Here is a 13037-nt window from a genome sequence, read left to right as displayed (position 1 = left end):
TTTGAATAAATTCGCAATTTACGATGATTAACGCAAGACCAATACTGCCCCTGTCAGAACAGCAGGAGGTATCGTCATGAGTATCGAAATAAACGCCCGCCATCTTCACCTGGTCAGCCACAAGCTTTGCCCCTACGTGCAGCGCTCGGTCATCACCCTGATCGAGAAGGGTGTGCCCTATACCCGCACCGATATCGACCTGGCAGCTAAACCCGAGTGGTTCCGGGAGCTGTCGCCCACCGGCAAGGTACCCTTGCTGCAGATCGACCATCGGCACACGCTGTTCGAATCCGCCGTGATCTGCGAATACCTGGACGAGATCACCGAGAAGCCGCTATTGCCGGAGGAACCGCTGCAACGAGCGCAACACAGGGCCTGGATCGAGTTCGGCTCCGCCGTCCTGAATCTGATCGCCCGGCTCTACAACGCGGGTTATGAAGTGGACTTCGACGCAGCACGGCAGGCATTGAGGGAGCGTTTTCTGCGGCTTGAGCCGGTCATCGCCGCACCCTATTTCACCGGCACGGCGTTCGGTCTGGTTGATGCGGTGTATGGGCCGATCTTCCGCTACTTCGATGTGTTCGAGTCAAGGACCGATCTCGGGATCTTCGACGGCCTGCCCAACGTCCAACACTGGCGGCAGTCGCTGCGGCAGAGAGAGTCAGTCAGGCAGGCGGTCGATCCCGATTATCCACAGGCGCTGATCGCTTTCGTGCAGGCCCGGAACAGCTGGCTTGCCCGCTTGCTTCAGCCTGAACATGCCGCCTTATAGACTCCGGATTGAGCGGCCTTCATTGGTTATCAGTAACAACGAAGGCCGCCGTTTTTCCCCGGATCGCCTTGGTTAGAGACTCTGTCGTCAACCCTTGTCGGGAACACCGATCACCGTCTCGAAGAAATGGCGAATGCTGATATCCGGAGTAGGTGTGAATCGCGCGTCCAGACACGTCAGTGCCTCAAAGCGGTCGAAACGGAAGTTGCGATAATCTCGCCTTGTTTCACACCAGGCAAGCAGGGTCCAGCGACCTGTCCAACCGATTATCCCCAGCGGCCATAACATCCGTTCCGTCCTTTTCTGCTGCTCATCAACATAGATCGCATGCACCTTTCGCTGCGCTTCGCAGGCAACGCGCAGAGTGCGATGCACCTCTCTGAGCGCATCGTCCTGGGCAAGCACCGGTATACGGTAGGGCTGGTTTTCGGCACGCGCCTTGAGCGGCTCCGTCAGCACTGAGGTTATCTTCTGTTCCGCCTGTTGCGCCGCCCTGGCAAGATCGGGATCGGTAAACGCGCGCACCATGCGGATACCCACCATCAGCGAAAGCACCTCCTCGGCGTTGAACATCAACGGCGGCAGCTCATAGCCTGGGCGCAGAAGATAGCCGACGCCCGGCTCGCCCTCGATCGGTACGCCGGACAGCGTGAGCGCCTGCACATCCCGGTACACGGTGCGTACGCTGACCTCCAGCGCGGACGCAATGGCGTCTGCCGTTATTGCGGTCCGCCGGGCACGCAGCAGGGTATAGAGATTGAACAGACGCTCCGCTTTACTCATATCATTCCGATTGAATGGCGACGCGCAGTTCGCCGTGGGACATCTTGACCGAGGCCGGATCGATCATCGACATGAATGCGCTATCGCCCAGCGCGCTCATAAAGGTCTCACCGGCCCGCTTAGCGTCGCTCATCGTGGCCCAGTAGACAACATCCAGCCAGGTATCATCCTCCAGTTGGGACAGGTCACGGGTCAAAAATCCCGGCTGCTCGCGCGCCCAGGCGTTCACTTTCCCGTTTGCGTCGATAAAAGCGGACAGGTCACTCCCTGCATTTAGTTTAAAAGTTACGGTTTCGATACACTTGCTCATAGTGGTTCCTCTACGAATGTTCCGTGCGATATGCACAGGTACGAAGTCTAGAGGGAGCCACTGTCAGACTCTGTCAGTAGTGGAGAGCAGGATTGATATTGGGGTGGCTCACGCCAGCCAAATGAGTTCGCAGGGCGCGACCCTACTCCCGCCAATCAAATACCGGGAACAGCGCAGCCAACTTCTGTTTCAGAACCCTCAGCTGTTCGGTCGATAGAGTGACCGTCTGCTCCAGCTCGGGATCGAGGCAGTTGCGGGCCTGGTTGATCTGCACCGCGTAACGTTGTACGCCAAGCTCGGCCAACTGGCGGGCCAGGTCGTGCAGTTCGTCCGGCGTAAACAGGCGCCAGTCCACGGTGGTGCGGCATTCGAAGCGGACATCCGACGCCAGCAACAGTGCCAGGCTGTTGCGGTTCTGCTGCGCCTGGTGGTTGCGACCGGTGACCTGTGGATAACGGTGGAATGGGGCTTTGACATCGAGGCCGACCCAGTCGGCCAGCGGCAGCAGCTGCGCCAAGCGCTCGGGGCTGACCCCGGCAGTGTGCAGCCCGACCTTGAAACCCAGCTCCCTGACCACGGCCATCGCCGCGGCCAGGGCGGGCTGCAGGGTTGGCTCTCCACCGCTGAACACGACGGCTTCGAGCAGACCCTGTCGCCTGTGCAGGAACTCTTCAATTTCCAGCCAGGATAGGGACGCCAGCTGATCGCCAAAGGGGATCAGCTGGGGGTTGTGACAGTAGCGGCAGCGCAGCGGACAGCCCTGGGTATAGAGTACGCAGGCCAGGTGGTCCGGGAAGTCAATTGTGGTCAGCGGTGTCATGCCGCTGACCCGCAGCTCCTTCGGTGTGCGCAGCCGCATTGCCATCAGCCTTTCTCGACGAAGTGGCGACGCTCCCGGTGTTCCGAGCGTTTGCCGGCGTTGAACTGGGATACCGGCCGGTGGTAACCCATCACCCGGGTCCAGACTTCGCAACGCTGACGCTCTTCCGGTTTCAGTAGTTTGGCTGCGTTCATGATGACTCTCCTTAATTTGGTTTGGCCTTAATTTGGTTTGGCCTTAGTTTCGTTTGGCCCTAGTGTGGTTTGGCCTTGCTTTAACCTGGTTTTGCTTTGGTTTTAGTGCCGCCCCGTCAGGTGCAGGCGGGTGCTTGTTGATTCTGTGTGAGTTTCTGCTGCAGTCGCTCTTCGTCGCAGCGCGGACAGTATTCATGCTCCCCGGCCAGGTAGCCGTGGTGTGGACAGATGGAGAAGGTCGGGGTGATGGTGATATAGGGCAGCGCGAAGTTGCTCAATGCCTGCTTCACCATCTGCTTGCAGGCGCGCACGCTGGAGATCCGCTCACGCATGTACAGGTGCAGCACAGTGCCGCCGGTATAGCGGGTCTGCAGCGCATCCTGCTTCTCCAGCGCCAGGAAGGGATCGTCGGTATACCCCACCGGCAGTTGGCTGGAGTTGGTGTAGTAGGGGTGCTCGCGGGTGCCGGCCTGGAGGATATCGGGCCAGCGCTTGCGATCCTCGCGGGCGAAACGGTAGGTGGTGCCCTCCGCCGGTGTCGCCTCCAGGTTGTACAGGTGGCCGGTCTGCTCCTGGAACTGGGTCAGGCGTTCGTTGATATGGTTCAGCAGCCTCAACGCTTGCGCCTGCCCCTCGTCACACGAGATATCGATGTGGTCATCGCTGAAGTTGCGCAGCATCTCGTTGATGCCGTTCACGCCGATGGTGGAGAAGTGATTGCGCAGGGTGCCCAGGTAGCGCTTGGTGTAGGGGAACAACCCCTCGTCCATCAACTGCTGGATACGGCGCCGTTTCAGTTCCAGTGACTCCTTGGCCAGTATCAGCAGGTGGTCCAGGTGCTCGTAAAGCCCCTGCCAGTCGCCGTTGTAAAGGTAGCCCAGCCGCGCGCAGTTGATCGTAACCACGCCTATGGAGCCGGTCTGTTCGGCGGAGCCAAACAGGCCGTTGCCGCGTTTGAGCAACTCGCGCAGGTCCAACTGCAGGCGGCAACACATGGAGCGCACCATGTTCGGCTCCAGGTCGGAGCAGATGAAGTTCTGGAAATAGGGCAGTCCGTACTTGGCCGTGAGCCGAAACAGCAGCTCGGCGTTGGCGCTGTCCCAGTCAAAATCCTTGGTGATGTTGTAGGTCGGGATCGGGAAGGTGAACACCCGCCCCTTGGCATCACCCGCGTCCATCACCTCCAGATAGGCGCGGTTGATCATGTCCATCTCGGCCTGCAGTTCGCCGTAGCTGAACGGCATCTCCTCGCCGGCAATGACCGGTATCTGCTGCTTCAGATCGTCCGGGCAGTGCCAGTCGAAGGTCAGGTTGGTAAACGGGGTCTGGGTGCCCCAACGCGAGGGTACGTTGAGGTTGTAGATCAGCTCCTGCATGCACTGCAGTACCTGCTCGTAGGCCAGGTTGTCCTTGCGGATGAACGGCGCCAGGTAGGTATCGAAGGAGCTGAAGGCCTGGGCTCCGGCCCACTCATTCTGCAGCGTGCCGAGGAAGTTGACGATCTGCCCCACGGCGCTGGATAGATGCTTGGGCGCACCGCTCTCCAGCCGCCCCGGAATGCCGTTGAGTCCCTCGAACAGCAGGGTGCGCAGCGACCAGCCGGCGCAGTATCCGGATAGCATGTCCAGATCGTGGATATGCAGGTCCCCTTCGCGATGCGCCATGCCGATCAACGGGGTGTAGACCTCGTTCAGCCAGTAGTTGGCGATCACCTTACCAGACACATTCAGGATCAGCCCGCCCAGCGAATAGCCCTGGTTGGCGTTGGCGTTGACCCGCCAGTCGCTGCGCTCCAGGTACTCGTCGACTGTGCTTCTCACCTCCACGTTCGCGTATCTATCCATTGCCGCCTCGCTATCCGCCAATCACTACATGTAGTGCCTATTTAATTCTTACACCACAACATATAGATCATTATCGGCAGCAGTGCCGCGCCCACACCTTGACTGACATCAAGGGCCGGAAAAAAATTTTCGCCTAGTATCAGGCAACAGTATCAGGAGCTTCCGTATGATCTTTCTCCCCCGCCCCCCGCTTCCCTTTCGCCTGTTGCCCAGCCTGTCTCCCAATCTGCGTAGCCTGTTCAGCAGGACCGAGCCACATATCCCGTTTCGGCTCAAACGACAGCTGTTGGAAAGGTTATTGAACCGGTTATTCCGGCAGCAGCTGGAGGATGAGGAGTTCGACTTTATGGAGCAGCGCCAACTGGGGCTGGAGGTTAGGGATCTGGGGCTGCGTCTGGCGTTTGGCTATCGCGATGGCCAGTTAAAGGTGGAGCCGGCCAGCGGTTCTAAAAAGAGTCCAGATGCCTGGATCCGCGGCGACTCAGGCGAGTTTCTCCGCCTGGCGACGCTGGAGGAGGATCCGGACACTCTGTTCTTCCAGCGCCGCCTGCTGATCGAGGGCGATACCGAGCTGGGACTGGCGGTAAAGAATCTTCTGGATAGTGTGGACTGGAGCGAGATGCCGCCGCTATTCCAGCGTGGTTTGCACGCTCTGCGACGTCTGCAGGGATGAGCTTCCGCTCGAATCTGGTGTCTCATCTGCCTGAGCCGCTGCTCGGGAGTCTGGAGACGCCATCTGATTCGGTGCTGACTTCAGTAACTTCGCCGTCAGCGCCTCCAATTCGGCCTGCGCCACTCGGCGCCGGTCCAACTCCAGGCGCGATTGCTCGAGCTGGTATTCGGCAACGCTCCACTTGGCCTGCGCGATACCGTCCTCCATTTCACCGCAGAGCGCTTCCAGTTGCTCAACCTCACTGCGCAGGGCGTCGACATAGTTTTGCCCGATCAGCCCCTTTTCTATCGCCGCGTGCAGACTTTTTAACTTGTCGCTGATCAGCGCTATCCGATTTCGGTTGCTACTCAGCTGTTGCTGCTGCTCGTCGATGGCCGCTGCCGCCTGCTGTATCCGGTCGCGCAACTGCTGCTGCACCTGCTGCAACGCTTGCCGACGCGTCTCGAATTGATGCCGCGTCTCCTCCAGCATCGCCGCGATAGCCGGATCCGATGATGCCGCCTCCAATAGTTCGGAGCGGAACGCGATCACCGAATCGCCCTTCTCTTCCGCCTCCAACCGGTCGATACGGGCCAGAAGCCGGTACTGCTGCGCTGTCGAATCAGCCGCCACCTGGGGGGCGCTGTGCACCTCGGGGACAAACAGGCAACCCAGCAGAAAAGCCGTGCCAATGACACGTACCTGCATCTTCTTTACCGAGGGATACAACAGCGACCACCGCACCGTCATGCGCACTTCTTCCCGTTCAGAACAGAGGTAAACGATCGTTTAAACCAGCGAAGTCGCCAGCTTATCAGTATCGGGAGCAGGCTTCATCTACTGCCGGAAAACCTGTCGCCTGTCGGATCGCTACACCCTGTCCATGCCCGGTAACCCGTACCAGTAGCCGTTGCATTGACCGGCGCTGAGCAGTGGGATGGTATCTTTCTGTTCACCCTTCAGGCGCTGACTGAAACGCTTGATTACAGCTGCCATCCGCTGCCGCTGCGGGCTCAACCGCACCCTGTCCACGCCCATGACCTGCATGGCATCCAGCTCGTGCTCCAGATTGTAGTGCTCCCCGGACAGGGTCTGAATGCCGTTCATCGTGAACAACTCGCGCCCCTCCTGCGAGCGCACCGGGATGCCGTCCGGGTACTCGATACAACAGAAGTTGCAGTTGTCCTTGGGCAGGTTGCGGTAGCGGGCGGTGAAGCAGCGGGCGGCATAGGCCAGCGGCAGGCAGCCGTAAGCGAACACCTCGGTCTCCAACTCGGGCAGAGAGCCATCCTGCGCGACCTGCTGCAGCAGCTGCTCCAGCGTCTGCGCCGACAGCTCCACCGGCATCACCCAGCGGCGCATGCCGCTGTTGTAGAGTCGCTTGAGCGTACCCAGGTTGTAGATATTGATCGACGGGCCGGTGACGAACTCCACCCCTTGGCTGCTCAGCAACTGCACCGCGGCCATATCGTTGGCCTCGACCTGGAATTCGCCGTTGGCGCAGATGCGGCGCAGCATCTTCAGTTCCGACTCTGCCTCCAGCAGCGCCAGGCTGGAGAGCACCACCTGCTTGCCGCAGGCGCGCAGGTCACGGCCGATCTCGATCCAGTCGTCGAGCTTGAGCTGACGCCGCTTGGAACAAACCGTCTCGCCCAGGTAGACGGTATCCAGCGGTTGCTCCGCCATCTCGGCGTAGAAGTTATACACATCCTGCTTGGGCCAGAAGTAGAGCAGCGGCCCCAGGGTCAGTTTCAATGCCTTGTCCATCTATCCCCCTACTGCCAGCTGCGATGATAGGCACCGATAGTGGTGGTGCTGCCCTCGGACAGCGCCTCCAGCCCGCGGTCCCACTGCGGTTGTACCTTGAAGGCACCCTGCGTTGCGGCGTTGTCGAGCGCCTCGCGCCAGATCCGGGTGACCTGGGACACGTAGGCGGGGCTGCGCTGCCGACCCTCGATCTTGACCGCCTGGATACCGATCCGTTTCAGCTCCGGGATCAGGTCCAGAGTGTTGAGGCTGGTCGGTTCTTCCATGGCGTGGTAGACGTTGCCCTCCACCTCGAAACGCCCCTTGCACAGGGTGGGATAACCGGCCTTTTCGCCATCGGCATAGCGGTCAATCAGCACCTCGTTCAGGCGTGACTCCAGCCCGCGCGCGGTCTCCTGCCAGCGCACGGCCTTGGCCGGCGAGCAGGCGCCGCAGGTGTTGGGGGATTCGTCGGTCAGGTAGGAGGATAGATAACAGCGCCCCTCGACCATGATACAAAGGCTGCCGAAGGCGAATACCTCCAGCTCCACCGGGGTGTGCGCGGCCAGATGTTCCACCTGCGCCAGTGACAGCACCCGGGGCAGCACAGCACGCTGGATGCCGAACTGGTCACGGTAGTAGTTCAGCGCCTCGTAATTGGTGGCCGACCCCTGTACCGACAAGTGCAGACGCAGCGCGGAATGGCGTTCGGCGGCATAGCCCAATACTCCCATATCGGCAGCGATCAGCGCATCGACACCCAGGTCGGCGGCCATATCCACTGCCGCCTGCCAGCTGGACCAGCCCTCGGGCTGGGGATAGGTGTTGATAGCACAGAGCACCTTGACGCCTCGGCTGCGGGCGTAGTCGATCCCCTTCTCCGCTTTGCGGCGGTCGAAGTTGAGACCGGCAAACTGACGCGCGTTGGTTTTATCGCGAAAGCCGAAGTAGACGGCGTCGGCACCGTTATCCACGGCCGCCTTCAGGGCGGGAAAACTCCCGGCGGGACACACCAGTTCCACTGCAACCTCCTGAGCGAAAACGAGTGCGCCCAGCCTAGCGGTTCGGGAAGTACAGCGACATGATGTTTATCAAGGAGCAGATGCTTTACCAAGCGGGCCAGAAAGCCTGTACCTATTACTGCAGGTAGCGCGGCCCGATTTGATCAATCGAGCTTTTTCCTATCTGCATCCTCACGGCTTTTGGAGCGCCAGCCCACCACCCCACACACCAGTGCCAAGACCAGGGCACCGCCGGCGATGGCGCGGATCTGTCCGCGCTCCTGCTCGAGTTGAGCGGCGGTGGCCGCATCGGGCGCGGCTTTTATCGCGCGCTCACTCGGTGCTTTGGAGATGCTCCAACCCGACGCCATCAACAAACACAAGGCCAAGGCGTACATAAACTCTTTCATCGCACTCTCTCCGTAGGCTCGGTGGGGCCACACAGTAACATCCACCGCCGCAGCCTCGCCAGCGCCATACCAACACTGGTATAGGATTTGCTGCACTCAACGGACTTGTGACTCTATATGGATCAGTCGATGACCGGCAACGCCCTGGCAACCGAAACCTTCTTCCTCGCCTCCAAGCGCTCGGAGATCGCCCTGCTGCGCCAGTTGATGGCCAGTTGCGAACTGGTGACCCAGGTCAGCAACCTGATCCATGAGCTGCAGCGCGAGCGCGGGTTATCCAACGTGTTTCTTGCCTCTAAAGGCGTGCGTTTCGCTCGCCAGCGCCTGCAGCAGATCCCAACGGCTCTGCACGCCGAACAAGGCTTCAGGTGCCGACTTGAGCAACTGGATATCGAAAGCTGGACCCGGGTCGGCAGTGCACGCCTGTTCAACAATATCGCCTATGCGCTGCATGGATTGGACGGCCTTCAAGCCCTGCGTGAGCAGATCGGCCAACGGGCGCTGACTGCCACCGAGAGTACCCAAGCCTTCAATCGCCTGATAACCGCCCTGCTGTCGGTGATCTTCGAAGCCGCCGACATCTCCGACGATCCCGAGATCACCCGCGCGCTGGTGGCCATGTTCAATTTCATGCAGGGCAAGGAGTACGCAGGACAGGAGCGGGCCTGGGCGGTGATCGGCTTCGCCGCGGGTGAGTTCGATCAAGCGCTGCTGCACCGGTTGTCTGACCTGGTCGACAGCCAGCAGCAAAGCTTCCACACCTTCGAGGAGTTTGCGCAAGCCGCTCCAATAGACGGTTGGCGTGAACTGGAAAACCACGAAGAGACCTTGGAGTTTCTACGCTTGCGTCTGCTGATCGCCCGTGTCCAACCCGGTACCGGACTGCCGTCCGAGATCAGCGAGGTCTGGTATGACGCGGCCACCCGGCGGATCGACAGGATGCAACAACTGGAGCGGCAACTGGCCGATGCCCTGCTGCAATTGAGTCAGCAGCGCGTGCGCGAGGCGAACAAGGAGCTGAAAAAACATCACGACAGCCTGGAGCTGATCGCCTCCCTGCATGAGCCCGGTGCCTCGCCGCTGACCATGCTGCTCGCGCCGGAACAGGCCCCGGCGCCGACGGAAGCTGGCAGCTCGGGCGCCACCAGCAGCGACTGGGTGCACTCGCTCTACGGCCTGGTCAGGCAACAGGCTGAGGGGCTGAAACAGATGCACGACGAACTCACGGCCGCCCGACAGGCGCTGTCGGATCGCAAGACGCTGGAACGTGCCAAGGGGCTGCTGATGCAGTTCCGCGGGCTGACCGAAGAGCAGGCCTACCGGCTGCTGCAGCAAACCTCAATGGCGCAAAACCGCTCGCTGGCAGCGGTCGCGCAGAAGCTGATCGCCGACATCGAGCAGCTGAAGGGCAAGAGCAACGGCTTGCCGCACTAGTCGAGCTGCGCTTCATTTCCGGCCATCGACAAGGACCGCGCGCCATCTTGGTGCACACCAAGTGTTTTCAACTTGCACGGTGGGTAAGTTGAAAATTTCTATTCACGATTAATTCTCATTTGTCTTAATATTGTCATCTACCTCTAATCACCCATTTTTTGTAGTACATCCACCATGCTGTTCGACCTGGATCGTTTCCGAGCTCTCGGGGCTCAACCCTGTTTACTGGATGCCAGCGGTATCCTGCTCAGCTATGCCGAGCTGGCCGAACAAGCTGCCCGCTTTGCGGCTTCCCTCGACCAATACGATACCCCGCAGTTGATCGCGATCGAGGCGGCCTCCGACCCTCAGGCAATTGCCGCCTATGTCGGCACCCTGGCCGCAGGCCATGCCGTGATGCCGGTGCCGGTCGATACCCCGGATACGATGCGCTCGCTCAGCCAACGCTTTCGTCCAGCCCTGAGCTTCTACCGTCGCAACGGTCGCTGGGAGCCGGAGCGGCACGACTGGCAAGCCGCCGAGCCTCACCCTGAGCTGGCGCTACTGCTGCAGACCTCCGGCAGTACCGGCCAGGGGCGTGGCGTACGACTCTCGCGTCAGGCGCTGGAGGCCAATGCCGGATCTATCGCCGAGTACCTCGATATCCAGGCGGATGACCGCGCCGCGCTGATACTGCCGCTGCACTACTCCTATGGCCTGTCGGTGCTGCACTCTCATCTGCTCCAGGGCGCATCGCTCTGGCTGCACGGGGAGTCGGTGCTCAGCGCCGGATTCAACCAGGCCCTGGCGCGCAGTGGCGTCACCAATCTGGCGGGCGTACCACACCACTTCACCCTGCTGGAAAGCGCAGGCCTGGCCGATCATCTGCCTGCCAGCCTGCGTTTCATGACCGTGGCCGGCGGTGCCATGGAGCCGGCCAAGGTGGTGCACTGGGCCAAGCTGATGGCGCGTCATGAGGGGCGCTTCGTGGTCATGTATGGTCAGACCGAGGCCACCGCGCGTATCGCCTGGCTGCCCCCGGAAATGGCATTGGATAAGCCCGACGCGATCGGCATCGCCATCCCCGGTGGCGCGCTGGCTCTGCGTGACGCACAGGGAACCGAGATTAAAACCGCGGAAGCAGAGGGCGAACTGATCTACCGCGGGCCCAATGTGATGATGGGCTATGCCGAGGGATACCGGGAGTTGGCCCATGGCGCTGAACTCGATGAACTGGCTACCGGCGACCTGGCCCGGCGCGATCGCGCCGGGATCTACCGTATCACCGGCCGCCTGTCGCGCATGTCCAAGATCGCGGGCCTGCGCATCGGTCATGACGCGTTGGAGCGCGCCCTGGCCCACTTCGCCCCGGAGGTCGCGGTCTGGGGGGACGACCGGCAGATCCATATCGGCATGGCGGGTGCGGCCCCGGCAGCGGAGGAGGTCCAAGCTAAGGCAGCGCAACTGGCCGGAATCGGCGCCCAACATGTGCGTGTTCATCCGCTCCGCGCACTGCCCCGGCGCGCCAACGGCAAGATCGATTATCCGGCACTGCGCGCACAACAGGGACAGAAAACAGCCAGCGGCGGTGTACTGACCGCCTTTCGCGCCAGCTTTGCACCGCGTGCCGTGCGTCCCGACGACAGCTTTTCCAGCCTCGGCGGAGACTCCCTGTGCCATGTGGAGCTGACTCTGGCCCTGGAGGAACGGCTCGGCGGCGTACCGACGGGCTGGGAACGGATGCCGATCGCCGAACTGGAGAACGCCCGCCCCGGTCAGCGCAACCGCTTGCCTACCGATCTGGTGACGCGAGTACTGGCAATCCTGGCGGTGGTCGTCACACACCAGACCCACTGGCCGGTATATGGCGGCGCGGCGGCGATGGTGATGCTGATGGGGATGAGCGTCTCATCGTTCCGCTGGAAGGCGCTCTGCGCCGGCAACTGGGGGACCTATTTTGCCCCGCTGCTCGGTGTACTCATTCCCTATTACATCGTGCTGGCAGGCTATAGCCTGGCCTGGGGCGAGGTCCCCTGGGTATCGGCGCTACTGATGGGAAACTTCGCGCTGACCAAGCCCTCGACCCATGAGATGCTGCCGTTCCTGTACTGGTTCGTGGAAGCCTATGTGCAGATCACGCTGCTGGTGGTCCTGCCCTTCCTGATACCGCCGCTGCGCCGACAACTGGCCAAGCTGTCCCCCTTCACCTTCGGCCTCGGACTGCTGGCACTGGCACTACTACTGCGGATCACTATTCCGCAGCTCTGGCCGATGAACGGACGGGCGCTGTTCACCGTGCCCTGGGTACTCTACCTGTTCGCCCTCGGCTGGTGCATTAGTGCGGCGCAGACGCGCCGCCAGCGTTGGCTGGTGATCGTCCTCGGCTGCGCAATCATGCCGCTGGCCGCATATCTGGGCGGCAACTGGTATGGCGGCTGGATCAAGTACATGAGCCTGCTCGGCATACTCGCGCTGCTCTGTCTGGTACCGAGCATTCCGCTGCCCGACTGGAGCCTGCGACCGCTGATGCGGCTGGCGCAGGCGGCCTTCGCGATCTATCTGTTGCACCGCCTGGTACCCGAGGTGCTGATGCCGATGCTGGGGCTGGAGGGGCACTCGCCGCTGATCGACGGCCTGGCGATCGGCGGTGGCATCGCGCTGGGGTTGCTGGCGGCTGCGCTGCAGCGGCGATTGATGTCAGCACCTATCCGCCTGGCGCACGGCCCTGGCGTTGACCTCAAAACCGCCCTGCCCCAGCCGTAACGCCCGCTTAATAACCATATAAAATGAACCTTAACTGCGCAGCCCTGACCGGCTGCGCACCATTTTTGATCTAGGCACAGACTGACAACAAAACCAGAATGATAATGTAACACTTTGACTTTATTTGGGATTTTCACAAAAAACAGGTTTTGGCACGCTGACTGCTATATCCGATTCAGTATTTGAGCTGAAGCTGGCTCAAATCTGACAAGCTGAGAATTTTGGATAATGGCGTCCATCACTGCACCTGCAAAAGGCGGGGCATGTGTGGACGCCATTTTTTTGTTGCTCTCAGTCGGTTAGAACCCTTTGTGTGTGATCCCTTAACG

Annotated in this window: 13 protein-coding genes; 4 read left to right on the top strand and 9 right to left on the bottom strand. The window is 60.9% G+C overall.

Annotated elements, in window-relative coordinates:
- The first annotated feature begins 76 nt into the window (after positions 1–76).
- Complete coding sequence (locus tag IEX40_RS13420; RefSeq protein WP_188749107.1) at positions 77–772, top strand: glutathione S-transferase family protein; 696 nt, start codon at positions 77–79, stop codon at positions 770–772.
- An 87-nt stretch (positions 773–859) separates the two neighbouring features.
- On the opposite strand, the gene IEX40_RS13415 is transcribed toward IEX40_RS13420, so the two are convergent.
- The 5 genes from IEX40_RS13415 to IEX40_RS13395 all read right to left on the bottom strand — a co-directional run bounded on the left by IEX40_RS13415 (position 860) and on the right by IEX40_RS13395 (position 4723).
- Positions 860–1555, bottom strand: coding sequence for a helix-turn-helix transcriptional regulator (locus tag IEX40_RS13415; protein WP_188749105.1), 696 nt, complete (start codon positions 1553–1555; stop codon positions 860–862).
- A gap of 1 nt (position 1556) precedes the next feature.
- Positions 1557–1865 (bottom strand): hypothetical protein, encoded by a 309-nt coding sequence (locus IEX40_RS13410; RefSeq protein ID WP_188749103.1) that lies wholly within the window; start codon positions 1863–1865, stop codon positions 1557–1559.
- 142 nt (positions 1866–2007) lie between these two features.
- On the bottom strand, positions 2008–2730 hold the full coding sequence (locus IEX40_RS13405) for an anaerobic ribonucleoside-triphosphate reductase activating protein (RefSeq protein ID WP_229680757.1): 723 nt from the start codon (positions 2728–2730) through the stop codon (positions 2008–2010).
- Positions 2730–2879, bottom strand: coding sequence for an anaerobic ribonucleoside-triphosphate reductase (nrdD, locus tag IEX40_RS13400; RefSeq protein WP_188749101.1), 150 nt, complete (start codon positions 2877–2879; stop codon positions 2730–2732). Before nrdD ends, IEX40_RS13405 begins: the two co-directional genes overlap by 1 nt.
- Before the next feature lie 116 nt (positions 2880–2995).
- Positions 2996–4723: a ribonucleoside triphosphate reductase gene (locus IEX40_RS13395; RefSeq protein WP_188749099.1), complete on the bottom strand. Its 1728-nt coding sequence runs from the start codon at positions 4721–4723 to the stop codon at positions 2996–2998.
- A gap of 166 nt (positions 4724–4889) precedes the next feature.
- On the opposite strand from IEX40_RS13395, the gene ubiT reads away from it, so the two are divergent.
- Positions 4890–5396 (top strand): ubiquinone anaerobic biosynthesis accessory factor UbiT, encoded by a 507-nt coding sequence (ubiT, locus tag IEX40_RS13390; RefSeq protein ID WP_188749097.1) that lies wholly within the window; start codon positions 4890–4892, stop codon positions 5394–5396.
- On the opposite strand, the gene IEX40_RS13385 is transcribed toward ubiT, so the two are convergent.
- The 4 genes from IEX40_RS13385 to IEX40_RS13370 form a co-directional block, all read right to left on the bottom strand.
- Complete coding sequence (locus IEX40_RS13385) at positions 5352–6125, bottom strand: hypothetical protein (protein ID WP_188749095.1); 774 nt, start codon at positions 6123–6125, stop codon at positions 5352–5354. The two genes, ubiT and IEX40_RS13385, sit on opposite strands and share 45 nt — an antisense overlap.
- A gap of 120 nt (positions 6126–6245) precedes the next feature.
- A complete protein-coding gene (locus IEX40_RS13380) occupies positions 6246–7142 on the bottom strand; it encodes a U32 family peptidase (protein WP_188749093.1) in 897 nt (298 codons plus the stop codon).
- Positions 7143–7150: 8 nt separating this feature from the next.
- Positions 7151–8143: a ubiquinone anaerobic biosynthesis protein UbiU gene (ubiU, locus tag IEX40_RS13375; RefSeq protein ID WP_188749090.1), complete on the bottom strand. Its 993-nt coding sequence runs from the start codon at positions 8141–8143 to the stop codon at positions 7151–7153.
- Positions 8144–8286: 143 nt separating this feature from the next.
- Complete coding sequence (locus tag IEX40_RS13370) at positions 8287–8532, bottom strand: hypothetical protein (protein ID WP_188749088.1); 246 nt, start codon at positions 8530–8532, stop codon at positions 8287–8289.
- 129 nt (positions 8533–8661) lie between these two features.
- Here IEX40_RS13370 and IEX40_RS13365 point away from each other — a divergent pair, with 129 nt between their 5' ends.
- Both IEX40_RS13365 and IEX40_RS13360 read left to right on the top strand, forming a co-directional pair.
- Positions 8662–9966 (top strand): nitrate- and nitrite sensing domain-containing protein, encoded by a 1305-nt coding sequence (locus IEX40_RS13365; RefSeq protein ID WP_188749087.1) that lies wholly within the window; start codon positions 8662–8664, stop codon positions 9964–9966.
- Positions 9967–10140: 174 nt separating this feature from the next.
- On the top strand, positions 10141–12708 hold the full coding sequence (locus IEX40_RS13360) for an AMP-binding protein (RefSeq protein WP_188749085.1): 2568 nt from the start codon (positions 10141–10143) through the stop codon (positions 12706–12708).
- The last annotated feature ends 329 nt before the right edge of the window (positions 12709–13037 follow it).

This window comes from Marinobacterium zhoushanense, from assembly GCF_014641945.1.
Classification (GTDB): Bacteria; Pseudomonadota; Gammaproteobacteria; order Pseudomonadales; family Balneatricaceae; genus Marinobacterium_D; species Marinobacterium_D zhoushanense.
The sequence above is the reverse complement of the archived record's forward strand: the minus strand, read 5'-3'. Positions and strand labels throughout refer to the sequence as shown.